This is a genomic window from Limnohabitans sp. 2KL-3, assembly GCF_001269405.1.
Taxonomy (GTDB): Bacteria; Pseudomonadota; Gammaproteobacteria; order Burkholderiales; family Burkholderiaceae_C; genus Limnohabitans_A.
The window spans coordinates 158,863-182,065 of record NZ_CXON01000001.1 but is presented as its reverse complement, the minus strand read 5'-3'; the positions used below and the strand labels follow the sequence as shown (position 1 = coordinate 182,065).

General features: G+C 59.8%; 22 protein-coding genes. 21 read left to right on the top strand and 1 reads right to left on the bottom strand.

Translation table 11 applies throughout. From position 1 onward, the window contains the following. Nucleotides 1-86 precede the first annotated feature (86 nt). The 16 genes from AMM41_RS00795 to AMM41_RS00720 all read left to right on the top strand — a co-directional run bounded on the left by AMM41_RS00795 (nt 87) and on the right by AMM41_RS00720 (nt 17,320). On the top strand, nt 87-2,216 hold the full coding sequence (locus AMM41_RS00795) for a TonB-dependent receptor family protein (protein WP_089951997.1): 2,130 nt from the start codon (nt 87-89) through the stop codon (nt 2,214-2,216). 89 nt (nt 2,217-2,305) lie between these two features. After that, nucleotides 2,306-3,541 (top strand): hypothetical protein, encoded by a 1,236-nt coding sequence (locus AMM41_RS00790; RefSeq protein ID WP_194944554.1) that lies wholly within the window; start codon nt 2,306-2,308, stop codon nt 3,539-3,541. Beyond that, nucleotides 3,525-4,064: a hypothetical protein gene (locus tag AMM41_RS00785; protein ID WP_194944553.1), complete on the top strand. Its 540-nt coding sequence runs from the start codon at nt 3,525-3,527 to the stop codon at nt 4,062-4,064. Before AMM41_RS00790 ends, AMM41_RS00785 begins: the two co-directional genes overlap by 17 nt. A 160-nt stretch (nt 4,065-4,224) precedes the next feature. After that, nucleotides 4,225-4,758: a Csu type fimbrial protein gene (locus AMM41_RS00780; protein ID WP_089951992.1), complete on the top strand. Its 534-nt coding sequence runs from the start codon at nt 4,225-4,227 to the stop codon at nt 4,756-4,758. 118 nt (nt 4,759-4,876) lie between these two features. After that, nucleotides 4,877-5,551, top strand: coding sequence for a fimbrial biogenesis chaperone (locus AMM41_RS00775; RefSeq protein WP_194944552.1), 675 nt, complete (start codon nt 4,877-4,879; stop codon nt 5,549-5,551). Then, the gene (locus AMM41_RS00770; RefSeq protein ID WP_089951987.1) at nt 5,541-7,907 is read left to right on the top strand and encodes a fimbria/pilus outer membrane usher protein; all 2,367 of its coding nucleotides are present in this window, start codon (nt 5,541-5,543) and stop codon (nt 7,905-7,907) included. Before AMM41_RS00775 ends, AMM41_RS00770 begins: the two co-directional genes overlap by 11 nt. Then, on the top strand, nt 7,904-8,473 hold the full coding sequence (locus AMM41_RS00765; protein ID WP_089951984.1) for a spore coat protein U domain-containing protein: 570 nt from the start codon (nt 7,904-7,906) through the stop codon (nt 8,471-8,473). Before AMM41_RS00770 ends, AMM41_RS00765 begins: the two co-directional genes overlap by 4 nt. A 62-nt stretch (nt 8,474-8,535) precedes the next feature. Then, entirely contained in the window at nt 8,536-9,414 is an 879-nt protein-coding gene (locus AMM41_RS00760) for a TauD/TfdA dioxygenase family protein (RefSeq protein WP_089951980.1), read from the top strand. A gap of 273 nt (nt 9,415-9,687) precedes the next feature. After that, complete coding sequence (locus tag AMM41_RS00755) at nt 9,688-10,698, top strand: sulfate ABC transporter substrate-binding protein (protein ID WP_089951977.1); 1,011 nt, start codon at nt 9,688-9,690, stop codon at nt 10,696-10,698. Between the two features lie 157 nt (nt 10,699-10,855). Further along, complete coding sequence (locus AMM41_RS00750) at nt 10,856-11,848, top strand: sulfate ABC transporter substrate-binding protein (protein ID WP_089951975.1); 993 nt, start codon at nt 10,856-10,858, stop codon at nt 11,846-11,848. 9 nt (nt 11,849-11,857) lie between these two features. Next, nucleotides 11,858-12,721: a sulfate ABC transporter permease subunit CysT gene (gene cysT / locus AMM41_RS00745; protein WP_089951972.1), complete on the top strand. Its 864-nt coding sequence runs from the start codon at nt 11,858-11,860 to the stop codon at nt 12,719-12,721. Beyond that, complete coding sequence (gene cysW / locus AMM41_RS00740) at nt 12,718-13,617, top strand: sulfate ABC transporter permease subunit CysW (RefSeq protein WP_089951969.1); 900 nt, start codon at nt 12,718-12,720, stop codon at nt 13,615-13,617. Before cysT ends, cysW begins: the two co-directional genes overlap by 4 nt. A 116-nt stretch (nt 13,618-13,733) precedes the next feature. Beyond that, nucleotides 13,734-14,828 carry a sulfate/molybdate ABC transporter ATP-binding protein gene (locus tag AMM41_RS00735; protein ID WP_089951966.1) on the top strand — a complete coding sequence of 365 codons (1,095 nt, stop codon included), beginning with the start codon at nt 13,734-13,736 and terminating at the stop codon, nt 14,826-14,828. A 5-nt stretch (nt 14,829-14,833) separates the two neighbouring features. After that, entirely contained in the window at nt 14,834-15,142 is a 309-nt protein-coding gene (locus AMM41_RS00730) for an ArsR/SmtB family transcription factor (RefSeq protein WP_089951964.1), read from the top strand. Between the two features lie 68 nt (nt 15,143-15,210). Next, nucleotides 15,211-16,053: a PhaM family polyhydroxyalkanoate granule multifunctional regulatory protein gene (locus tag AMM41_RS00725; RefSeq protein ID WP_089951962.1), complete on the top strand. Its 843-nt coding sequence runs from the start codon at nt 15,211-15,213 to the stop codon at nt 16,051-16,053. Between the two features lie 7 nt (nt 16,054-16,060). Continuing rightward, nucleotides 16,061-17,320 (top strand): FIST signal transduction protein, encoded by a 1,260-nt coding sequence (locus AMM41_RS00720; protein ID WP_089951960.1) that lies wholly within the window; start codon nt 16,061-16,063, stop codon nt 17,318-17,320. Between the two features lie 32 nt (nt 17,321-17,352). Here AMM41_RS00720 and AMM41_RS00715 read toward each other — a convergent pair whose 3' ends face one another. Further along, nucleotides 17,353-18,084 (bottom strand): helix-turn-helix domain-containing protein, encoded by a 732-nt coding sequence (locus AMM41_RS00715; RefSeq protein WP_089951957.1) that lies wholly within the window; start codon nt 18,082-18,084, stop codon nt 17,353-17,355. A 120-nt stretch (nt 18,085-18,204) separates the two neighbouring features. On the opposite strand from AMM41_RS00715, the gene AMM41_RS00710 reads away from it, so the two are divergent. The 5 genes from AMM41_RS00710 to yiaA all read left to right on the top strand — a co-directional run bounded on the left by AMM41_RS00710 (nt 18,205) and on the right by yiaA (nt 23,045). Continuing rightward, nucleotides 18,205-19,089 (top strand): hypothetical protein, encoded by an 885-nt coding sequence (locus tag AMM41_RS00710; protein ID WP_089951955.1) that lies wholly within the window; start codon nt 18,205-18,207, stop codon nt 19,087-19,089. A gap of 19 nt (nt 19,090-19,108) precedes the next feature. Beyond that, entirely contained in the window at nt 19,109-21,055 is a 1,947-nt protein-coding gene (locus AMM41_RS00705) for an MFS transporter (RefSeq protein ID WP_089951953.1), read from the top strand. Between the two features lie 157 nt (nt 21,056-21,212). Next, nucleotides 21,213-21,671, top strand: coding sequence for a hypothetical protein (locus tag AMM41_RS00700; protein WP_089952557.1), 459 nt, complete (start codon nt 21,213-21,215; stop codon nt 21,669-21,671). Nucleotides 21,672-21,688: 17 nt separating this feature from the next. Next, nucleotides 21,689-22,501, top strand: coding sequence for a DUF2145 domain-containing protein (locus tag AMM41_RS00695; protein WP_228769027.1), 813 nt, complete (start codon nt 21,689-21,691; stop codon nt 22,499-22,501). 88 nt (nt 22,502-22,589) lie between these two features. Then, nucleotides 22,590-23,045 (top strand): inner membrane protein YiaA, encoded by a 456-nt coding sequence (yiaA, locus tag AMM41_RS00690; protein WP_228769026.1) that lies wholly within the window; start codon nt 22,590-22,592, stop codon nt 23,043-23,045. The last annotated feature ends 158 nt before the right edge of the window (nt 23,046-23,203 follow it).

Sequence of the window (23,203 nt, the reverse complement as noted above, 5' to 3'; positions counted from 1 at the left end):
GCATGCTGAACACCCTTGGGTGCTTGGTGTCTGTTGTTGCCCTTGGCCTGAATGGTTAATGGCGACCGATCGATTGAAAACTTGTCATGAAAAATTCCCTCTCTCTTTCTCCTTTGTCTGTGGCCGTGTTCGGCCTCTTGGCCAGCTTGAGTGCCGCTGCGGTGGCCCAAACTGCGCCTGCGCTGGACACCATCGTGGTGTCGGGCTCGCGCTCTGAAACCAAATTGTCCGAAACCCCCGTGTCCATTGGGGCCGTCAGCCGCGCCCAGTGGGACGCCGACAAGCCCAAGTCGGTGGGCGAGATCATCAACCGCATTCCGGGCGTGCACTGGAACGATTTGGGCAACGAGCAGCACAGCATGGCCATTCGCCAGCCCATCAGCACCAACGCGGTGTACCAGTATCTGGAAGATGGCATTCCAATTCGTCCACTGGGCGTGTTCAACCACAACGCCCTGAACGAAAACAACATGAACGGCTCGGGCGGCGTCGAGGTGGTCAAGGGTGCGGCCTCGTCGCTGTACGGCAGCAATGCCGTGGGTGGTGCGGTCAACTTTTTGACGCAACGTCCTTCACGCACACCCACTGGCTATCTGGGTATTCGCCATGACAACACCGACGGATTTACCCGTGTGGATTCGGGTGCGAGCAACACCTGGGGTGATCTGGGTTTGCGTTTCTCGCACTACAGCTCGCAGCGCGACACCGATAACTGGCAGCAGTACAGCGGTGGTAAAAAAGACTCTTTCACATTGCGTGGCGACTACAGCCTGAGCGACAAGTCTTGGTTGCGAGCCTCGCTGGTGCACACCAACCTGGACTCGGACACGCCCGGCAGCTTGTTTGAAAACGACTTCCGCGGCAACCCCGGCAAAAGCATCAACACCTTCACCTGGCGCAAAGACAAAACCACCCGTGCCAACCTGGCTTGGGAAGGCGAAACCACGCAAGGTGGCTTGACCACGGTGACGCTGTTTGCCCGCAACAACGACCACGGCCAGTTGCCCAACTACACCATCTCGGGTTGTTCGGGCGCCACCTGTAAGGGCACCTTGAACAACAACCACGTTGAGTCTTTGGGCGTGGACGTGAAGCACGAACAAAAGCTCGACTGGCTGCGTGCCCGCCTGGTCACAGGCGTCTACATCGACCGGAGCCAAAATGACTATGTGTCGGACAACCTGAAAGTGGTGCGCGATGTGCCCACTGGCCGCTACACCAGCTACACCTTGAACAGCGTGGCCAACCCCAGCGGCGTGCGTGACTACGGCGCGGGCATTGCCAACGATGCCGCGTTTGCACAGCTGGAGTTCAGCCCCAGCGAGCAAATCCGTGTGGTGGCCGGTGGCCGTTATGACCGCATTCGTTACGACTTCAAGAACAACCTGACACCCGGGGCCAACTACGGTGCGGCCAACGAGGTGCGCAGCTTTGCCAAGTTCAGCCCCAAGTTGGGTGCGACCTACGCCCTGAGCCCCACCAGCAGCCTCTACAGCAACCTGAGCATGGGCTTCACACCGCCCGAAGTCAGCCAGCTGTATGGCAAGACCGCCATTCCAGAACTGAACTCGGCCACCTACGACAACGTGGAAGTGGGCTGGCGTGCATTGTTGGCCTCGGGCATTCGCCTCGATTCGGCGCTCTACCAACTCAGCGGCAAGGACACCATCGTGTCTTACACCTCCGAAATTGGGGACAGCTTCAACAAAAATGCGGGCAACACCCGCAGCCGGGGTCTGGAGCTGAGCCTGAATCAAGAGTTGCGCGAATGGGATTGGCGCGTGGGCGCAACTTGGGCCGAGCACACTTTTGTGAGCTACCGCGTCAGCGACAAAGTGGGGGCCATCGAAGACTATTCGGGCAAAGGCATGCCGCAGGCCCCCAAGCACACCCTCACCGCCCAAGTCGGTTGGAAGTTCACACCCGCTTCGCGCGTGGCTTTGGGCTTGGTCAAGCAAGGCAGCTATTGGATGAACAATGCCAACACGGTGCGTTACGCGGGTCACACCCTGCTCAACCTGACGGCCAGCCACAAGCTCGCCGATGGCTGGGAAGTCTGGGGCCAGGTGCGCAACCTGACCGACAAGCTGTATTCGGACAACGCGTCCAGCAGCTACAAAAGTGGCGTTTACACACCCAACACGCAAAACACCTATGCCGCTGGTGCGCCGCGCAGCGTCATGTTGGGTTTGACCAAGTCGTTTGGGCAACGTTGACGTGAAGTTTGGCTGGCGATGATTTGTCAAAAAGTGACGATGATTTCGCCAGCCTCTCATTCAATCTCCTCTTTTTGGAACAGAAGCCCATGAACTTATTGAACCGTTGGTGTGCCGTGTTGGGCCTGGTGATGGCCGGGCTGTGTGTGGTGCCGCAGGCTGGTGCGCAAGACGCTGTCAAAGAAGCCAGCAAGCCTGTTGCATCTGCACAGCACCGCCACCAGCGCCCGCAACTGGCCACAGGCGCAGCCATTGCGCCCGATGGCCGCTTGTGGGTGGTGGGCCTGAATGCGCAGGCGCAACTCTTTGTGCAAAGTACGCCCTTGGACGGGGCTTTGCAGTGGAGTGATGCACGCATCTTGAACACCGGTGCTGACCCGATTGCGGCCGATGGCGAAAGTCGCCCAAAAATAGCGTTTGGCCCCCAAGGCTGGGCGGTGATCAGCTACACCATGCCCCTGGCCAAGCCCTACACGGGCTTCATCCGCATGTTGCGCAGCAGCGATGGCGGGCAAACATTCAGTGCGCCCTTCACGGTGCACCAGGACCGGCAAGAGATCACCCACCGTTTTGATTCGGTGGCCTTTGACGCGCAAGGTGTGCTGCACACGCTGTGGGTGGACAAGCGCGACCAACCGCCCAAAGGTTCGGCACAAAAATACGCAGGGGCCGCGATTTACCGCAACGAGTCCAAGGATGGCGGCCAGACCTTTGGCCCCGACACCAAGCTGGCCGACCACTCGTGTGAGTGCTGCCGCATTGGCCTGGCCCGCAACCCGCAAGGTCAGCTGCAAGCCACCTGGCGGCATGTGTTCGACAGCAGCACGCGAGACCATGCTTTTGCCAGCGTGGGCGCCCCCGCCAACCGCATCACCCGCAGCACGCACGACAACTGGCAGATCAACGCTTGCCCGCACCACGGCCCCGGTTTGGCGCTCAATGCAGGCACGTCGGGTTACCACACCGTCTGGTTTGGCATCCGCAAAGTGAATGGCCAAGACCAAGCCGCCGTGCGTTATGCCCGTCTGAATGCGCAAGGTGAGCCTTTGCCCGAAACCCTTCGCGTGTTGCCCGATGCACGGGCCGAGCATGCCGATGTGTTGGCCGATGGCCAAAACGTGGCGGTGGTCTGGCGCAGCAGCGAAGGCGCTGTGACCTCACTCAAAGCCTGGCTATCCACCGATGGTGGGCAAAACTTCACGCTCAAAACTTTGGGGCAAGCCACGGGCTACAACGACCACCCCCGCTTGGCCCAAAGTGGCGCACGCATGGTGGTGGTCTGGCGCAACACACAAGAGACACAAGTCCATGAACTCCGTTTTTAAATCCACGGCACTCGCCCTGTGCGCCGCTGCGCTCGGCATGAGCGCCTCAGCGACTTGGGCGCAAGCACACCCGCACGCACACCCTCAAGGTCAAGTCAAGGCCACAGCCCCGCGCACGGTGTTGCCATTTGACGAAAAAACCTGGGCGCATGCGCTGCAACACGGCCCACGCCCAGCGGCTTATTTGTTCACCACTTCGTATTGCAGCACCTGCCCGGCCGCGTTTGCGGTGCTTCACAAGGCGGTTCAGCAGCGCAAAGACAAGCCCGAAAGACAGGTTGAACTCAATGCCGTCATGATGGATGTGGCAGGGCCTCAGGCCTTGCGCCATGCCTCTCACTTCAAGGGCATGACACAGATGTACGCCTTTGATGGCTTCGAGCCCGCCATCCGTCAGGCGGTTGATCCGGCTTGGCCCAATGTCACGCCCTATGTGGTGCTGGTGGACGCCAAAGGCCAGACGCAAAGGGTGATTGGGCCGCCTGCGCCAGAGCTGCTCAAGCGCTGGTTGGCACCGACTTGATGGGGGGTGTTTTTCCTGAAAGCCAGCTGGAGCCAAGCCGATTGAAACTGTGTATGTGCTGGCGCACAGTGAGGTGGCAAGCTTGGGCGTAATCTGGCCGCAACCCTGTAGAGAATGCGCCGGTCGGCGCACTTGAGCGGGTTTTTCAAAAGGAAACACCATGAACGCCCGATTCACCCCGCGCACCTTTCGCACAGGCCTGCTGCTGTGGGCCGTTTCGCTGGTCACGATGGGCCAGGCCGCCACAAGCACCGGCAATTTGACCGTGAGCGCCAACATCGAGACCGGTTGTTCCGTCACGGCCAGTCCGATGGATTTTGGTGTCGTTGTGCCCGGCGTGACCAAAGAGACCGAGTCCACACTTTCGGTGGTTTGCACCTCGGGCACCACGTACACCGTGGACTTGGGCGACGGCCTGAACCACACCACAACTGGTGGCACGGGCATTCAGTACCGCAGGCAAATGGCCTCGGCCGCCAACCGTTTGCCCTACGTGGTTTACCAAGAGGTGGCCCGTGTCACAGAAATTGCAGCCACTTCTTCTTTGGCGGCCAACAACAACGTGTTGACCTCCACCGTGGGCAACGGTTTGGCGCAGGACAAAGTGATTTTTGGCCGTGTCATTGGTGCTGAATCGGTGGCCAATCCTGCGGGGGTTTATGTCGACACGGTCATTGTGACGGTGGCCTTTTGATGCGGGCTTGGCCGTTGTGATGACTTTATGGGGTCCGCTGAGGTGGGGGCGTCTGAGGCCTTGGGGCCGGTGTTGGCCGGCGTTGCTCGTGGGCGTGTGCACGGGCGTTCAGTGTGCGGTGACCATCAGTCCGGTCATTGTGCACATCCCCTCACAGGGGCGGGCGATCATCACGGTTCGCAATGACCGTGCCCACGAAGTGATGTACCAATTGACGCTGCTGCGCTGGTTTCAGCAGGACGGGGTGGACCATTTCGAGCCCACCCAAGATTTCATCGCCAGCCCCCCGCATTTCGCTTTGGCGGCGCATGCCACACAAGTCATTCGTTTGGGTTTTCGGCGGCCCGAACGTTTGCCTCTGGAGCAGTCGTATCGACTGGTCTTGGCCGAGGTGCCCCAAGTCCGTGACACTCAGCGCGGGCCAGGGCGTGTGGACTTTTCAATGCAATACGCCTTGCCTGTTTTTGTGGCACCCGCTCAGCCCATGAGTCCACCTACTTTGGTTTGGCAATGGCGGCAAGAGGCTGGTGCGGTCGTGCTGCGTGCTGACAACCCGTGTACACGCCACATGGTCGTGAACCAAGTGGGCTTGACCGATGCCGCCCACCCCAATCCGGTGGTGCAACACCTCAGCCAGCGACGGGTGACGGTGTTGGCCCACGCTTGGCGAGAGTGGCGTTTTCCAGAGGCCCGCCTTGAGGGGCCGTTGCCATGGCAAATTTGGGTGATGAAAGACGGGCAAGAGGCCCCAGAACACGTTCCCGTGGGCCAATTGCCCCGCCATGCGTGCTGAAGCCCAACGCTGTGCTTGGCTGCTGCTGTTGAGTGGCCTTGTCTTCGGGGTCGGCCGCTTGGCCGCCATGACCCCCGAAAGTGGTGCCGTGGCGGGGGCTTTTTATGGTGTGGTGCTCAATGGCGTGCCCCAGACCGGTTTTGCCCTGTTGGTCTTGGACGCCGATGCGCGGCCCTACATGGCACAAGAAGATTTTGTGCGTCTGGGTTTGGCCAGGGCCATTGCGCCGGTCATGCGCGATGGCGTGGCCCTGGTGCCGCTGCAAGGTCACCCCGGCATGGTGGTGTACAGGGATGCGCAGCAGCTGAGTCTGAGGCTAGAGGTTGAACCCGACTGGTTTGCGCCCACCCGCATGAACCTGCATGCACCACAAGCCGGTCGTCCCTTGCCTGCGTCACCGGGTGCCTTGCTCAATTACACCCTGCAAGCCACACGCAGCGAAGGCCATGCCATGGCTTGGGGCGGGACGCAATCCTTGTCTTTGTTTGGCTCGCCAGGCTTGTTGCAGCTGAACACAGCCATCCAGTCGGGTGATGGGAGGGCTGCATCTTGGCGTCGGCAGTCAAGCGCCCGGGTTTCCCGCTTGGCGACCACTTTTTTGCACGATGACGAGCAGCACCTGAGCACCTGGTCCGTGGGGGACGCGGTTTTGCAGTCGACCGCAGGCGTGCCGAGCTTGCGCTACGGTGGCGTGACCTGGCAGAGCAATTTTGGACTGGACCCGGCTTTTTCGGCCTTGGAGTCGCCCACCTTGTTTGATTCGGCCCGCTTGCCCAGCACCTTGGAGTTTTTTCTCAACGATCGGCGAGTCGGCGCTCCGGTGGCTGTGGCGGCAGGGCCGTTTGAGGTGAGTGGTTTGCCCACGGTGGGCGTGAACGGTACGGTGAATGTGCTCATCCGCGATGCCCTGTTGAACGAGCGCACCGTCACCGTGCCCTTTTTGAACACGACCAGCTTGTACCGGCAGGGGCTGCGCAGCTTCAGTTACACCGTGGGTTGGCTGCGACCAGAGCTGAACACATACCAAACGCCTTTCTTGAGCACATCGCACCGTTGGGGGGCCACGCGCAGGGTGACCTTGGACGCCGGGGCCACACTCAGCACCGACCAGCGCAGTGCAGGCCTTGGGGCCAGCGCTGCGTTGTGGGGGCCACTGTTGGGCCATGCCCATGCAACGTGGAGTCAGGCCCTGAGTGGCGCAGGACAACAGTGGGGTGCTTCACTTCAGTGGCAAGACACGCGCACGTGCATGGGGGCCAGCTTCAGCCGTGCATCGCCCCATTTCAGCCTGTTGGCCGACCGTGTGGATTCACCGTTTCAAGTCAGGGACGAGTTTCGTTTTTTTGCAGCGCAAGCCTTGGGTCAGGCATGGGGCAGTGTCAGCGTCAGCGCGGGAGGTCTGTCGGATGGGCAAGGGGGCACACGCCGCATGGGCAGTGTGGGCTGGTCCAAAAGTCTGGGGCTTGCCAACGTGTCACTCAGTGCGGTGCGCAGCACAGATCAGACGATCTTTCAGGTCTTGCTCAGTGCGCCTTTGGAGCGGGGTGCCTTCATGAGTGGCAGCGTGCAAAAGATGGCCCATGCCCTGACCGGTCGTGTCGATTACGCCAGTGCCCCGGTTACCTCAAAAGGTATGGCCTGGCGCTTGGGCCTGTTGGCCAAGGACCCCACCATCACCCACGAGCGCACCGGCTTTGTGGGTGCGGTGGATGTGTATTCGGGCGTCGGTCAACATGGTGTGGATGTGGCCAGCAGTGCGGCAGGACAAACTTGGCGGGTGCGAACGGCGGGCAGCGCAGGGGGCTTGGGCGGACACTATTTTGTGGGCCCACCGATCACGGGTGGATTTGCGCTGGTGTCGACGGGCGATGCCCCTCAAATACCGGTTTACCGCTGGAACTTGCCGGTGGCGGTGAGTGATGCACGGGGTGTGGCCTTGGTCACCGCATTGAGTCCTTATCAAAAAAATCTGCTGGCCATTAAGCCCGAGGAGGTGCCCCTGCAGTACCGTGTGGCCAGCCACGAAGTCACCGCCATACCCCGAGGGCGTGGTGGGGTGTGGGTTGATTTTTCGGTCTTGCGGGAGCGGTCGGCGGTGTTGGTTTTGACGGGGCCTGATGGTCAGGCTTTGCCTGCAGGCAGCCGGGTGCATGTGTCGCCTGGCGCCATGTCTGCCGCCGTTGGTTTGCGTGGTGAGGTGTATGTTCAGAACTTGCCAGCCCGAGCGCAATTGCAAGTGGACGCCCAGGTGCTGGGGCTCACCCAGCATTGCCTGATCCAGGTTGATGCCCCCATCACCGATGACCCCCAGCCGCGCCTGGGGCCCTATGTTTGTGCGCTGAGGCCTGGGCCATGAGCCCGCTTGCCAAGGCCGTGTCTGAGCCTGCCACTGCAAGCCGAACTCCGGGCAAGAGTCAACGCGGCTGGATGCTGGTTGGGGCCTTGGTTCTGGGCTTGGGCGGGCAGCACAGCGGCAGTCGCGCAGGGACTGCTTTTGAAGCGCCAGCGGTGCAATGCCTGTTGCAATCGACCTCGTTGCACTTTGGCACGCTCAGCATGCAGCGTGCCGCAGGGGTGCCAGGGCAGGGGCAAGTGCTGGTGGCTTGTCAAAACCCATCGCAGACGATTCAGCGTGTGGATGTGGCGGTGGGGCTCATGGCTTCAGGGCCGGGCATGGTCACTTTGCAATCGGGCCATGGCCAGATGCGGGTCGACTTGTTTTTGGATGCGCAAGGCACCGTGCCCTGGGGCAGTGGATGGGATGGTGCCCAGGCCTTGCGGGCCAGCTTGACACTCGGCCCCGGACAATACCAAGTTGTGCCGCTGTCCATCTATGCCCGGTTGCAGCTTCGGCGCGACGCTCCGGCAGGCGCGTATGCCGTTCATATTCCGCTTTTGCTTTCCGTGTTGCCAAGACCATGAGCGCATGGGGGGGCAAGTGCTTTTGAGGTACAACCCTCACACGCCACTCGAAAGCCCACACCATGACCCTTTGCAAGGACGTTGATCTGTCCCACCTTGACCCCTGTGTGGAGGTCGAGCCCTACACCCCCTACATCGGTGCGGTCATCCATGGGCTGGACCTGTCCAAGCCTTTGAGCATGGAAGTGCAATGCGCACTGCAACAAACGCTGGCCAAGTACGAGGTGATTTTCTTTCGTGATCAGCCACTCACGCCTGCACAGCAGGTCGCTTTCACCCGCATCTTTGGACAGGTGAACGAAGTCAAAGCCTTCTTTCCGCGCGTGCAAAGTCAGCCCGAGATCGAAGTGGTTGAAAGCACGCCCGAGCGACCCGGTGCGTCCAACAATTGGCATGCCGACATCACTTGGCAAGCCAACCCGCCCATTGGCACCAGCCTGTCTGCACAAGTCATACCGGCCCGTGGTGGTGACACCGTGTGGGCCAGCATGACCCGGGCTTATGAGGCCTTGCCCACCGAGTTCAAAGCCTATCTGGAAACCCTGAGCGCCACGCACACCTGGGAGCTCAGTGGATGGACTGAATATCTGTTGCGCCAAGACGCCAGCGGCGACCAACTGCAAGCGGCCCGCGCCAAATACCCACCCGTGACACATCCGGTGGTGCGCGTGCACCCCGTCACGGGCAAAAAGATTTTGTACGTCAACCCGACCTTCACCACCCACATCCATGGCCTGCCGCGCATGCAAAGCGATGCGCTCTTGACCCAGTTGTTCGCATTGATCACCGCACCCGAAATCCAGGCGCGGTTTCGTTGGCAGGCCCACTCATTGGCCGTGTGGGACAACCGATCCACCCAGCACTACGCCGTGGCCGACTTTTACCCTCAACACCGCAAGTTGCACCGGGTCACGTTCACAGCAGATCGGGCGTTTGGATGACTGCCCCAGGGTCTCCTGATCCAGGGTGGGTTCAGGGGCTGTGCATCAGTTGTGGCACCTTTTAACCCAAGGTTTTCGTGTCCTGTGTGTCAGTCAGGCTCAAGCACTTTTGGCCCACGCTTGAAGACGTCATCGATGCGAAGGAAAAATCAGCTGCGGTGAATAGATTTTTTGTGCATGAACAAATAGAAAAACAGTCGTTTGTTTTTTTCCGGTTGACTTCCAGAATCCAGTTCATTCCATGTCTGATCTGCATTGCCGGATTTCTCCTTTATGAAAATCAAATCTCTTTTCCTCAAGCTGGCGGCATCTGCAGCCCTGTCCTTCGCAGCAGGGTCGGTTCATGCCCAGGCCCCGGTCAGCTTGCTCAACGTGTCTTATGACCCAACCCGCGAGTTGTATGCCGAATTCAATCAGGCCTTTGCCAAACACTGGAAGACCCAAACCGGCCAAGACCTCACCCTCAAACAGTCCCATGGCGGATCGGGCAAACAAGCCCGCTCCATCATGGATGGGCTGGATGCCGACGTGGCCACTTTGGCCCTGGCCGGTGACACCGATGCTTTGCACAAAAACGGCAAGCTGATTCCCAAAGACTGGCAAAAGCGGCTGCCCCACAACAGCTCACCCTACACATCGACCATCGTGTTGGTGGTGCGCCAGGGCAACCCCAAAGGCATCAAGGATTGGGATGACTTGGTCAAGCCTGGCATCAGCGTGATCACACCCAACCCCAAAACATCGGGCGGAGCCCGCTGGAATTACCTGGCCGCTTGGGAGTTTGCCAAACGTCAATATGGCAGCGAAGCCAAGGCCAAAGACTTTGTAACAGCCTTGTACAAAAACGTGCCTGTGCTCGATACCGGCGCACGCGGATCGTCCATCAGCTTTGCGCAACGTGCGCAGGGCGACGTGTTCATCAGCTGGGAAAACGAAGCCCATTTGCTGGAAAAAGAATTCGGCAACAAGATCGACTTTGTCTACCCCTCCTTGTCCATTCTGGCCGAGCCAGCGGTCACTGTGGTCGATAAAAACGTGGACAAAAAAGGCACCCGCAAAGTGGCCGAAGCCTATTTGCAGTTCTTGTACACCGATGAGGCACAAGACCTGATCGGCAAGCATTTTTACCGTCCGATCTCGGCCAAAGCCCAAGCCAAATACGCCAAGCAGCTGCCCAAGATCAAGCTCTTCACCATCGAAGAGGCTTTTGGCAGTTGGGAGCAAGCCGCCAAAACCCATTTCGCTGATGGCGCGTATTTTGATCAGATTTACACCGCCAAGTGATGCATTTGCTTTAGCCGTGAATTGGCATAAGCAAACAACAAATGAGTTGTTTGAGATTGAAGCGTCTCCTTCCACAATCGCCTCCATGACTTGATGTTGCCCTCCGCTGCGATGGCCAGATTCAAGTGACGGCATCCATTTTTCCCTCACATTCCCCATGAAGAAACACACCCACATCGCTTTGGCGATCACACTGGCCTTGTCAGGCTTCGCGGCCAATGCCCAGACCTTGCTCAACGCCTCGTACGACGTGGCGCGTGAGTTTTACAAAGACTACAACACCGCCTTTGCGGCGCATTACAAAAAGACCACGGGCAAAGACGTCAAGATTGATCAGGCCCACGGCGGCTCCAGCGCCCAATCGCGTGCGGTCAATGACGGCCTGGACGCCGATGTGGTGACCATGAACACCACCACCGATGTGGACTTTTTGGCCAGCACCGGCGTGGTGGCCAAAGACTGGAACAAGCGCTTCCCGCAGAGTGCGTCGCCCACCACCTCGACCATGTTGTTCCTGACCCGCAACGGCAATCCCAAGGGCATCAAGGATTGGGATGACTTGGTCAAACCCGGCATCAAGGTGATCGTGGTCAACCCCAAGACCGGCGGCAATGGCCGCATGGCTTACCTGGCCGCTTGGGGCTATGTGAAGAAGAAGGGCGGCTCGGACGCCAACGCGGCCGAATTTGTGAGCAAGCTCTACAAAAACGTGCCCGTGCTGGCCAAAGGTGGGCGCGATGCGACCACCATCTTCTTGCAACGAAACATCGGTGATGTGCTGATCACGTTTGAGTCGGAAGTGGTCTCGGTGGACCGCGAGTTTGGCGCGGGCAAGGTCGACGCCATCCACCCGTCCATCAGCATCGTGGCCGAAAACCCGGTGGCCGTGGTCGAGCGCACGGTGGCCAAGAAAGGCACGGGCGAGCTGGCCAAGGCCTACTTGGATTATTTGTACTCTGAAGAAGCCCAAGAGATCGCGGCCAAACACGCTTTGCGTCCACGCTCGGCCACGGTGCTCAAAAAGCACGCCGCCACCTTCAAGCCTTTGCAGTTGTTCACCGTGAACGAGGTGTTTGGTTCTTTTGCTGAGGCGCAAAAACTGCACTTCAACGACGGCGGTCAGTTCGACAAGATTTACACCGTCAAATAAGTTCTCTCCATGACCGCATTGCCCATTGCGGCACCCGCCTCACGGCGGGCGCCAGCCAGGGTGTTGCCCGGGTTTAACCTGACCCTGGGCTTCACCGTCTTTTACCTGAGCCTGATCGTGCTGATTCCGCTGTCGGCGCTGGTCTTCAAAACCTTCACCCTCACCTGGGACCAGTTCTGGGCCGCTGTCACTGGGCCGCGTGTCTTGGCGTCGTACCGCCTGACCTTTGGCGCTTCATTCATCGCTGCACTGGTCAATGTGTTCTTTGGTCTGTTGATCGCTTGGGTGCTGGTGCGCTACGATTTTTTTGGCAAAAAAATTGTGGACGCTTTGGTGGATTTGCCTTTTGCTTTGCCCACGGCGGTGGCGGGTATTTCGCTCACGGCGCTGCTGGCGGGCAACGGCTGGATTGGCCAATACCTGGAGCCGCTGGGCATTCAGCTGGCGTTCAACCCCAATGGGGTGGTGATTGCCCTTATCTTCATCGGTTTGCCCTTTGTTGTGCGCACCGTGCAGCCGGTGCTGGAAGACACCGAAAAAGAACTCGAAGAAGCGGCCACCTGCTTGGGTGCCACACGCTGGCAGACCTTCAGTCGGGTCATTTTTCCGACCATCGCCCCCGCATTGCTCACGGGCTTTGCCATGGCGTTTGCGCGTGCGATTGGTGAGTACGGCTCGGTCATCTTCATCGCGGGCAACATGCCCATGGTGTCCGAGATCACGCCGCTCATCATCATCGGCAAGTTGGAGCAATACGACTACGCGGGGGCCACTGCCGTGGCGCTGGTCATGTTGGTGTTCTCCTTCATCTTGCTGCTGGTCATCAACGCCTTGCAAACCTGGCAACGCCGCCGCTCGGGAGCTTCCTCATGAGTCAGACACTCACCGCCAGCAAGGTGCAGGCGGGCACCACCGAAGCCCGCTGGATACGCCGAAGCCTGATTGGCTTGGCGCTGGTTTTCATGTTTTTGTTTTTGGTCTTGCCACTGGCCGCGGTGTTCACCGAAGCCTTGCGCAAGGGACTGGACGCGTATCTGGAAGCGCTGAAAGAGCCGGACGCCTGGTCGGCGATTCGGCTGACCTTGATCACCGCTGCAGTGGCCGTGCCGCTGAACTTGGTGTTTGGCGTGGCAGCGGCCTGGGCCATTGCCAAATACGAGTTCAAGGGCAAGTCGCTTTTGACCACACTGGTGGACTTGCCGTTTTCTGTTTCGCCCGTGGTGGCGGGTTTGATCTATGTGCTGATGTTTGGCGCACAGGGCTGGTTTGGTCCCTGGCTGCAGGCACACGACATCAAGATCGTTTTTGCCGTGCCGGGCATCATTTTGGCCACGGTGTTTGTCACCTTCCCCTTCATTGCACGCGAGCTGATTCCGCTCATGCAGGCCCAGGGCAACGACGAAGAACAAGCGGCCATTGTGTTGGGGGCTACGGGCTGGCAAACCTTTTGGCGTGTGACGCTGCCCAACATCAAATGGGGCCTGCTGTACGGCGTGATCTTGTGCAATGCGCGGGCCATGGGCGAATTTGGTGCGGTGTCGGTGGTCTCGGGTCATATCCGGGGCCAGACCAACACCATGCCTTTGCACGTCGAGATCCTCTACAACGAATACCAGTCGGTGGCCGCGTTTGCCGTGGCGTCTTTGTTGGCCTTGCTGGCGCTGGTCACCCTGGCCATCAAGTCCTTCATCGAGTGGCGTCATGAGAAGGAACTGAAAGCCGCAGCTGAGACGCCACCTGAGCGTCCCCATCCACAGAGTTTGTCATGACTTTGCAGGAGCCCACCCCGTGAGCGATCTTGAGTGGGCCATGAAGGTCTGCAACGCCCACAGGGTGGGCTTCTAAAGCAACAGCCATCCGTTACAGCACACAGTTTAAGAACACCATGAGCATCGAAATCCGCAACGTCCACAAACAGTTTGGCGAATTCAACGCACTGAACAATGTCAGCCTTGACATCGAGTCGGGTGAACTGGTTGCGCTGCTGGGCCCGTCGGGCTGCGGCAAGACCACGCTGCTGCGCATCATCGCGGGGCTGGAGACGGCCGACAGCGGCACCATCGGCTTCAGCGGCGAAGACACCACCCATGTGCATGTGCGAGAGCGACAGGTGGGCTTTGTGTTCCAGCACTACGCTTTGTTCCGCCACATGACGGTGTTCGAGAACGTCGCCTTTGGTCTGCGCGTCAAGCCGCGCAACCAGCGCCCCAGCGAATCCGAAATCAAACGCAAAGTGCACGACCTTTTGGGCTTGGTGCAGCTCGATTGGCTGGCCGACCGTTACCCCTCGCAGTTGTCGGGCGGTCAGCGCCAGCGGATTGCACTGGCCCGTGCGCTGGCGGTGGAGCCCAAGGTGCTGCTGCTCGACGAGCCCTTTGGCGCGCTGGATGCCAAAGTGCGCAAAGAGTTGCGCCGCTGGTTGCGCCGCCTGCACGACGAGTTGCATGTGACCAGCATTTTTGTCACCCATGACCAAGAAGAAGCCCTCGAGGTGGCCGACCGGGTGGTGCTGATGAACAAGGGCAACATCGAGCAAATCGGCTCGCCCCAACAGGTCTGGGACCACCCTGCGAGCCCTTTTGTGTATGGGTTTTTGGGTGATGTGAACCTGTTTCATGGCCGTGCACACGAAGGCGAGATGCTGATTGGCGCGGACCAGCACGCTGTTCGGCTGGAAGCGCCTGAGCATTGGCGGGCGCAAGATGCCAAGGCTTTTGCTTATGTGCGTCCGCACGACTTGGAGGTGACCCGTTACACCCCAGGCTTGGTGCACACGGGCATCGTGGCCAAGCTGAGCCGCGCCATTGTCGTTGGACCCGTGGCGCGTTTGGAGTTGGACCCCGTGGAAGTGGGCATGTTTGGCAAAGATGCGGTCATCGAGGCGCAGTTGTCGGCATCTCATTACCGCCAGCAAGACTTCAAGGAAGGCGAAACTTTGGTGCTCACGCCGCGCAAGGCGCGGGTGTTTGTGGAAGCTTGAGCGTCATGCCAACGCATGACGCTGGGGATTTGGAGGCGGTTCTGAAGGACGCGGCTGAGCTTTTTGGCTTGTTGTCTGCCCCCATGCGCTTGCACATCATCAGTGCGCTTTGCCATGGTGAAAAGAACGTGGGGCAATTGATCGAGGCCGTCAAAACGACGCAGCCGAACATGTCGCAGCACCTGAACCAGCTGTATCGAAAAGGCATTTTGAGCAAGCGGCGAAAGGGGGTGCAAATTTATTATGCGATTGCAGACCCGCAAGTCGTGCAAATTTGCCAGACGATGTGCGATCGGGTGACGCATCAGCGTTGAAGGGCAGTTGGCTGGATCTGAAAGCGTCTTCAGGTAAGCTTTGCAGACCATTTTTTCAAGGAACTGCCATGAGCGAACCTTCTGCCTTCGGGTTTGGCCAATTTGTGCCAGGCTTTGACTTTTTGCAAAACCTGTCCAAAACCGCTTCTCAGGCTCAGCCTGCCGGTGCGGCAGGTATGCCCGGCATGGGCAATTGGGTTGCTCCCACACTGAGCATCGAAGACATTGACAAGCGCATCCAAGAGTTGAAGTCGGTGCTGTTTTGGCTAGAACAAAACACCACGGCGCTCAAAGCCACCATCCAGGCGATGGAGGTGCAAAAAATGACCTTGACCACGCTGCAAAGCATGAACGTGAACATGGCCGATCTGGCCAAAGCGTTCACGGTCAAGCCTCCGGTGGCCGAGCCGAAAACCGCAGCGCCAACATCGGTTTTTGCCTCTGCCCCCGCCCCTGCAGCAGCGCCCAGGCCTTCGCTGTTCACGCCCAAGGCCGCACCTGAGGCGCAGCCCGAACCCGAGCCACCTGCCCAAGCCGAGTCGACCGTGGCTTCGCCCAGTGACACAGGCTCATCGCCCAACCCAGCGGCCCCAGTTGCTGTCGATCCAATGCAATGGTGGGGTGCTTTGACCCAGCAGTTTCAAGGCATTGCCGCCGCAGCTTTGAAAGATGTGGCGGGCGAGGCCATGAAAGCGGGCCAGTCTGCGAAGGCGGCCAAGGCGAAGAAAACAGCCAAGACCTCGGCCGGCCAAGCCACAGATCAGGCCTTTGCCGCACCGCGCCGGACCCGGTCAACACCTTCTTCGACGTCCGTGTCTTCAGCGAAGCCTGCTCGCGCCGCTTCGGCTTCGAAGCCGGGGGCATCCCGAAAAACAAGCCCTCAATCGACCGCCAAAACGACTTCGAAGTAAAACGCCCATGAATTTGTTTCCTTGTGGGCATGCCACCCACCCGCAGTGGCGCATGGCGGCGGGTTTGGTGCTTGCCCAATTGCAGGCCCAAATGAGCCTGCCTGACTACGCCAGCCAGCCCCGTTTGGGCCTTCTCTACATCACCGACCATTACGCCCCGCATGCACAGGCCTTGCTCGATCATCTGCGGCAAGCATTGCCCGGCGTGAGCGATTGGGCTGGTACCGTGGGGATTGGTGTGGCGGTCAACAACGCCGAATACTTCGATGAGCCGGCCATGGCACTCATGCTGTGCGATTTGAAGCCTGAGCAATACCGTGTGTTTTCCGGGGTGTCGCCGCTGCCATCGGCTTGGGCCGATGCGGCCTTGGTCCATGCCGATCCGCACACACCCGATTTAGCTGAATTGATTGGCGAGATGGCTGAGCGAACCCAGCAAGGCTATTTGTTTGGGGGCTTGAGCGCCAGCCGCACACGCAGCGTGCAGTTTGCCGTGCGTGCCGATGACGCGGGTGGGGCCGAGGTGAGCGGCGGTGTGCTGGAAGGGGGCTTGAGCGGTGTGGCTTTTGCCCCAAACGTGTCTTTGTTGTCACGCGTCACGCAAGGCTGCCAGCCAGTGGCTCTCGAACGCGAGATCACCGAATTTGAAGGCCATGTGGTGCTCAAGTTGGCTGGCGAGCCTGCTTTGGAGGTCATGCTGGGTGACTTGGGCATCAGCCTGAAGGACCCACAAAAAGCCATTGCCGTGGTCCGATCCACTTTGGTGGGCCTGAGTGCTGCAGGTCAGTCCGGCGTGGGACGAGCGGGCAATCTGGGCAACGATGTGCGGGTGCGCCACATCATTGGCCTGGACCCTTTGCGTCAAGGTGTGGCGATTGCCGAGCACTTGGAGCCTGGCATGCGTTTGACCTTTTGCCGCCGCGATGTGCAAGCAGCCCGCGCCGATTTGACGCGCGTGTGCGCTGAAATCCGCGAAGCGCTGGAGCCTGAGATGCTCTCCATCGAGGCCATCAATGCCTTGAGTGATGACCCCGTGCCGACCGTACCGCAAGCGGGCCAACGCATTGCAGGCGCGGTGTATGTGAGCTGCACCGGACGCGGTGGTCCGCACTTTGGCGGACCCAGCGCCGAGCTGCAAATCATTCGCCATGCTTTGGGCGATGTGCCCTTGGTGGGCTTTTTTGCCGTAGGCGAAATTGCCCATCAGCAGCTGTATGGCTATACCGGGGTGTTGACGGTGTTTGCCCAGCCCATACCCGCTTCATAAGTCTGCCTCCGAAGCGTTCGACAGCGATGCCTTCAGCGCCGCAGCGCATGAAAAGCTTCAAATTCCCAGCGGCGCATGGCCAGCAGCAGGGTGTAGCCTTCGCGGTGTTCGTGACTGAGTTTTTGGTCGGACTGGTGTTGCATTGCAAAGTCTTGCGCCACACGCTGCAGGCGTTCCAGAAATGACGGTGCCAAGGCCCGGCTGATGCTGCCATGCACCAACAAGAGCCCCTCGCCTTGCGCATCAAAACCGCCCGAAAAATAGTCCAGCAAAGCGTGCTCGCGGAAATATTCCATCACTGGGCCATGGGGACGCCAGCGAAAGGTTTTGGCCAATTGCAGGCGGTAGCGGTTGAGCGGGCGCAGCTCGATGATGCCGATCCGGTCCAGCTGGGCCAGGCAGCGGATGCAATCGGCATCGCTGAGTTGGTAGTAGGCGGTGATCTGCTCCAGGGACCACTGGCTGAGCACACAAATGGCCACCAGCATCAGCTTTTTGTCGGCCACCACGGCCCGCTCTTGCTCTTGGCTCAGTTCGCTCAGCAGGGGCTGCGCGTCTGCCACGCGCCGGGCCAGTTCTGCAAAGTCCAGCTTCAAGGCCCGGCACACCTCATCCACACGGGACAGCGACATGTCCGCCTTGGCCAGCATGCGCTTGACGCTGGACTCGGCCATGCCCAGAGCGACGGCCAGGTCGGCATAGGTCATGCCGGTGGCTTTGAGTTCTTGTTTGATGGCTTTGACCAAATCGGCGGTGGTGCTCATGGGTATTGAAATTTGATACTGGATGAACCTGGACCTTGAACTTTAATCAATAAGTCACCGCTTTCGGTGCTGGCGACTGTGAAACTTCCGCACATGTTTGTTGTGGCTGGAGGCCTTGCGATGTCCATTTCTACTTTTTCAACCTCTGAGACGGTCTGGTCGGGTTCGTCTGACGAGGCGGCCGTCGGTGTCGTGATCAAAGTGCTCATGCTTTGGGCGCTGCTGTGGTGCTTGAGCCTGCTCATTGACCCGCAGTGGTTAGCCTCGCTGGGCGTGTCCTTGAACGCCCACGGTCACACCCATCTGCATGTCCATGGACACCCGTTTGTCGATGCGCGCAGCTGGTGCGCTATACCCAACACCCTGGATGTGCTGAGCAACCTGCCTTTTTTGCTGGTGGGTCTCTGGGGCGGCTGGCGCGTTCGCCGCATATTGACTCGTTCATCGCCAACCAGAAAATCCGCCCTGCTGGCATTTGTGGGTTTGGTGCTGACCTGGGCGGGGTCCTCGGTGTACCACTGGCATCCGGTGCCTGAAATGCTGGTGCTGGATCGCCTGGGCATGGCCGTGACCTTTGCCGGAGTGCTGGGCTGGGCCGTGGCCGATCGCTTGCAAGCGGTTTGGGCCACTCGCTTTGCCCTGTGCGTCATGGTGGCCGGTGGCGTGTCTGCTGCTTTGTCTGTGTGGGGCGGCCATGTCATGCCTTGGGCGGTTTTGCAGTTTGGCGGCCTGGCGCTCGTGGTGGCGCATGCAGCTTTGACGCTGCGTGAGGGGCCTGGTCAGTGGACCTTCAAGTCGCCCTGGTTGGCGCTGGTGGGTTTTTATGTGTTGGCCAAGTGGCTGGAGATGCAAGATGAGCAGATCTTCCTGTGGACCCATCAGTGGGTCGCCGGGCACACGCTCAAACACCTGGCGGCTGCCTGTGCGCTGATCCCTTTGGCGGTGTCGCTGGCAGGCTGCGGCAAAATGCCCGGCCAACAGGCGCTCACCAGAAACGCCATCTGAATATTCAGGGAGAACACACATGTCCAATTCGAATGCCCTGGCCACTGCGGCCAGCCATGAGCATCCCAGCCAGTTCGCCCTGCTGAGCCAAAAGCGCTTTGCCCCGTTTTTTTGGGTGCAGTTTTTGGGGGCGGGCAACGACAACGTCTTCAAATTTGCCTTCACGGTGCTGGTGACTTACCAGTTGCAGGTGCAGTGGCTGCCTGCCTCCATGGCCGGGCTGGTCATTGGGGCCTTGTTCATCTTGCCCTTTTTGCTGTTTTCGGCCACCAGCGGCCAGTTGGCCGACAAATACCCCAAGGAAGTGCTGATCCGTTTTGTCAAGAATCTGGAGATCGGCATCATGCTTTTCGCCGGGTGGGGCTTTGTGCAGCAAAACGTGCCCATGCTGCTGACCTGTGTGTTTTTGATGGGCTTGCACAGCACGCTGTTTGGCCCGGTCAAGTTTGCCTACTTGCCGCAGCACTTGACCGAGCGTGAACTCACCGGCGGCAATGGCATGGTCGAGATGGGCACCTTTGTGGCCATCTTGCTGGGCAATGTGGCGGGCGGTTTGCTGATCGCGCTGCCACTGGTCGGGCCGATTTATGTGGGCGTGGCGTGTGTGGCGCTGGCCTTGCTTGGGCGTGTCCTGGCGCAGGCCTTGCCGGTCTCGCCCGCCACCGACCCCGCCTTGACGATCAACTGGAACCCTTTTACTGAAACCTGGCGCAACCTGCAATTGGCGCACACCAACGTGGTGGTGTTTCGCTCGCTGCTGGGCATCAGCTGGATGTGGTTTTTCGGCGCGGTGTTTCTCAGCCAGTTCCCGGCGTTTGCGCGTGATGTTTTGCATGGCAACGAACAAGTGGCCTCCTTGTTGCTGGTGGTGTTCTCGGTGGGCATTGGTGCGGGCGCCTTGCTGTGCGAAATCCTGAGCCGCCGCCATGTCGAAATCGGCCTGGTGCCGCTGGGTGCCATTGGCATGACCGTGTTCTCGGTGGATTTGTATTTCGCCTCTCGCGGCTTGCCGCCTGCCTCTGCGACGCTGACGCTGGGCCAGTTCGTCGGCCAGCTGGCGCACTGGCGTGTGCTGGCCGATCTGGCTTTGCTCTCGCTGTTTGCGGGCATCTACAGCGTGCCCATGTATGCGCTCATTCAAATGCGCAGCCAGCCCACGCACCGTGCGCGCATCATTGCCGCCAACAACATCCTCAACGCCCTGTTCATGATCGCCAGCTCGGTGCTGGCCGGTGCCTTGCTGGGCGCGGGTTTTTCCATCAGCGAGTTGTTTTTGTGCATTGGGCTGCTCAATGCGGTGGTGGCGTTTTACATCTTCATGCTGGTGCCCGAATACCTGCTGCGCTTTGTGGCCTGGATGCTCACCCATGTGGTGTACCGCTTTCGGGTGCAAGGTGAAGCGCACATCCCCACCGAAGGCGCGGCCGTGCTGGCTTGCAACCATGTGAGCTTTGTCGATGCGGTGCTGCTCATGGCGGCCAGCCCGCGCCCGATCCGCTTTGTGATGGACCACCGCATCTTCAAAGTGCCGGTGCTGGGGTGGCTGTTTAAACTGGCCAAAGCCATTCCGATCGCACCGCGCAGCGAAGACCCGGCGGCTTACGAAGCGGCCTTTCGCGAAGCCGCCCAGGTGCTGCGCGAAGGCGATTTGCTCGGCATCTTCCCCGAAGGCGGCATCACGCGCGATGGCAGCTTGCAGCCCTTCAAAGGCGGCATCATCAAAATCCTGGAGCAAGCCCAGGCCGATGGCGTGCAAGAGGTGCGCGTCATCCCCATGGCCCTGACCAACTTGTGGGGCTCGTACTTCAGCCGCATTGAACTGCGCAATGGCGAGCCCACCGCCATGGTTCGGCCTTTTCGGCGCGGCTGGCTCAACCCTGTGGGCCTGAATGTGGGCGAAGCTCTGCCTGCGCAGGCGGTGAGCCTGGACACCTTGCGGGAGCGGGTGTTGGGCTTGTCGGCTTGATGTGTTGAACCGAGGGATCATAGGCGCTCAAAGTAGCGCATGGCGATACCCGCAGTGACCTGAACTGCGCCAGAGTCAGATTTCGAGCCTTGTTTGAGCTTTGACGCTGCACCATCGCGGCATGTTCAACCAACCCCTCCTGTTCAGGAGTTTCTACATGACTCACTTTCATTTGAAAAACATGGTTTTGGCCGCTTCGCTGGCGCTGAGTTTGGCCGCAGGCCCTGCGCATGCGCAGAGTGAGGCATCGCTGGCGGTGTCTGCTTTGCCTGTGGCTTCGGTGGTGGGCGTGGCGGGCAGCGTCCTTGGTGGTGCTGTGGCCGTGAGTGCGGTGCCCGTGGCGCTGGCGGTCAGCGGGGCGGTGCTGGTGGTCAAGGCTGTTGAGGCCTCGGCAACTGGCACGGTCTATGTGCTGGAGAGAGCGTCTGACGGTGCGCGGGCCAGTGTCGCGGTGGCGGGGCGCGGCACCAAAGCGGTCTCTGCTGGCGTGGGCACGGCCTTGGCTGTGAGCGTGATCACGGCGGGTGTGGTGCTCTCGGTGGCGGGTGAGGTGATTGCCTTCATTCCCAACCAGCTGGGACGCGCTTTGCTGCACAACGAGCGTGTGTCGTTTTGATGCGCAGGAGAGACAAGATGAACACCTTGACGATGAAGTCGGTAGCGCTGGCTGTGGGTTGGGTGATGGCGATGGCGATGGCGACGGTGGCGCATGCGGGGCGTTCGTGCGATCAACAGCCGATGACCGCGCAAACCCTTTCACAGGGCCTGGCTCTGGCGCAGCGCACCTCTGAAGCGCTGGATGCCGAGTTTGCCCGCACGGGCGCCAGGGTGGTGGTGCTGGGCCGGGCTGGGCAGGACTTGACCCCGTACCAGCTGCGTTACTCGCATCTGGGCTGGGCCTACAAGACTTCAGAGGGACCGTGGCGCGTGTTGCACAAGCTCAACCAGTGCGGCACCGCTGAGGGCGCGGTGTACCGACAAGGGCTTGGGGAATTCTTCATGGACAACCTGTGGCGACACGAAGCCGTGTGGTCTGTACCGGCGGCGCAGTTGCAAGCCCCATTGCTGGCTTTGCTGACCGATCCAACGCGCAACACGCGGCTTCATGAGCCTGCCTACAGCATGGTGTCTTATGCCTGGGGCACGCGCTATCAACAATCGAACCAATGGGCTTTGGAGACGATGGCCATGGCCGCAGAGCCCGGCATCACCCAACGGGCACAGGCTCAGGCCTGGCTGGGGTTCAAGGGCTATCAACCCAGCACATTGCGCCTGGGGGCGCTGACACGATTAGGGGCTAGCAGCACTTCGGCGCACATCCGTTTTGACGACCATCCCAGCGGCAAACGGTTTTCTGACCGCATTGAGACTGTGACGGTGGACTCGGTGCTCGATTGGCTGGAGCGCAGCGGCCTGGGCTCTGCGCCGCAGCGCTTGGTGTGGTAAGGGGGCTATATGGGGCAAACCCTTTAAAAAAGAATACCTTGGGCCGCAATAATTCAATCCTTGATCACTTTGAAGAATGGATAAAACAATGAATACCGAATTGAACGTGCGCACACAGCAGCCCACTGGCGCGTTTGTTTTTGCGTCCTGGGTGGCGTTACTGGTCGGCGCGTTGACTTACATGGCGGGCTTGTGGAATGCCGAGATGGCATTGAACGAGAAGGGCTACTACTTCACCTTGCTTTTGTACGGCTTGTTTGCCGCCGTGTCGCTGCAAAAAAGCGTGCGTGACAAAGCCGAAGGCATTCCCGTGACCGGGCTTTACATGGGCCTGTGCTGGTTGTCCGTGGGGCTGGTCATGTTGTTGTTGGGGGTGGGCTTGTGGAACGCCACGTTGGCCATGAGTGAAAAGGGTTTTTACGGCATGGCGTTTTGCCTGGCCCTGTTCAGTGCCATTGCGGTGCAACAGAACATCCGTGATTTGGCACCGTACAAAAAAGCAGAGGCGATGTCCAAGCTGGATGACTCAGGCGCTGAGGCCTGAACGATCGGGCGACTTTTTGGGCCAGCGACCTGCAAATCGCCACTGGAGTCCTGTTCGGTACTCGGAGAGTCCGCCGTTTGAGCGCCAAGCGCCAATGCAGATGACGGGTGATGTTGGTGGATTGGTCAGATGTCGGACTCTGCGAGAACCGACCTACC

Bases quoted from the DNA above. Each gene is read 5' to 3' on its own strand.
- AMM41_RS00795 (WP_089951997.1), top strand. From the start codon at position 87: ATGAAAAATTCCCTCTCTCTTTCTCCTTTGTCTGTGGCCGTGTTCGGC.
- AMM41_RS00790 (WP_194944554.1), top strand. From the start codon at position 2,306: ATGAACTTATTGAACCGTTGGTGTGCCGTGTTGGGCCTGGTGATGGCC.
- AMM41_RS00785 (WP_194944553.1), top strand. From the start codon at position 3,525: ATGAACTCCGTTTTTAAATCCACGGCACTCGCCCTGTGCGCCGCTGCG.
- AMM41_RS00780 (WP_089951992.1), top strand. From the start codon at position 4,225: ATGAACGCCCGATTCACCCCGCGCACCTTTCGCACAGGCCTGCTGCTG.
- AMM41_RS00770 (WP_089951987.1), top strand. From the start codon at position 5,541: ATGCGTGCTGAAGCCCAACGCTGTGCTTGGCTGCTGCTGTTGAGTGGC.
- AMM41_RS00765 (WP_089951984.1), top strand. From the start codon at position 7,904: ATGAGCCCGCTTGCCAAGGCCGTGTCTGAGCCTGCCACTGCAAGCCGA.
- AMM41_RS00760 (WP_089951980.1), top strand. From the start codon at position 8,536: ATGACCCTTTGCAAGGACGTTGATCTGTCCCACCTTGACCCCTGTGTG.
- AMM41_RS00755 (WP_089951977.1), top strand. From the start codon at position 9,688: ATGAAAATCAAATCTCTTTTCCTCAAGCTGGCGGCATCTGCAGCCCTG.
- AMM41_RS00750 (WP_089951975.1), top strand. From the start codon at position 10,856: ATGAAGAAACACACCCACATCGCTTTGGCGATCACACTGGCCTTGTCA.
- cysT (WP_089951972.1), top strand. From the start codon at position 11,858: ATGACCGCATTGCCCATTGCGGCACCCGCCTCACGGCGGGCGCCAGCC.
- cysW (WP_089951969.1), top strand. From the start codon at position 12,718: ATGAGTCAGACACTCACCGCCAGCAAGGTGCAGGCGGGCACCACCGAA.
- AMM41_RS00735 (WP_089951966.1), top strand. From the start codon at position 13,734: ATGAGCATCGAAATCCGCAACGTCCACAAACAGTTTGGCGAATTCAAC.
- AMM41_RS00730 (WP_089951964.1), top strand. From the start codon at position 14,834: ATGCCAACGCATGACGCTGGGGATTTGGAGGCGGTTCTGAAGGACGCG.
- AMM41_RS00725 (WP_089951962.1), top strand. From the start codon at position 15,211: ATGAGCGAACCTTCTGCCTTCGGGTTTGGCCAATTTGTGCCAGGCTTT.
- AMM41_RS00720 (WP_089951960.1), top strand. From the start codon at position 16,061: ATGAATTTGTTTCCTTGTGGGCATGCCACCCACCCGCAGTGGCGCATG.
- AMM41_RS00715 (WP_089951957.1), bottom strand. From the start codon at position 18,084: ATGAGCACCACCGCCGATTTGGTCAAAGCCATCAAACAAGAACTCAAA.
- AMM41_RS00710 (WP_089951955.1), top strand. From the start codon at position 18,205: ATGTCCATTTCTACTTTTTCAACCTCTGAGACGGTCTGGTCGGGTTCG.
- AMM41_RS00705 (WP_089951953.1), top strand. From the start codon at position 19,109: ATGTCCAATTCGAATGCCCTGGCCACTGCGGCCAGCCATGAGCATCCC.
- AMM41_RS00700 (WP_089952557.1), top strand. From the start codon at position 21,213: ATGACTCACTTTCATTTGAAAAACATGGTTTTGGCCGCTTCGCTGGCG.
- AMM41_RS00695 (WP_228769027.1), top strand. From the start codon at position 21,689: ATGAACACCTTGACGATGAAGTCGGTAGCGCTGGCTGTGGGTTGGGTG.
- yiaA (WP_228769026.1), top strand. From the start codon at position 22,590: ATGAATACCGAATTGAACGTGCGCACACAGCAGCCCACTGGCGCGTTT.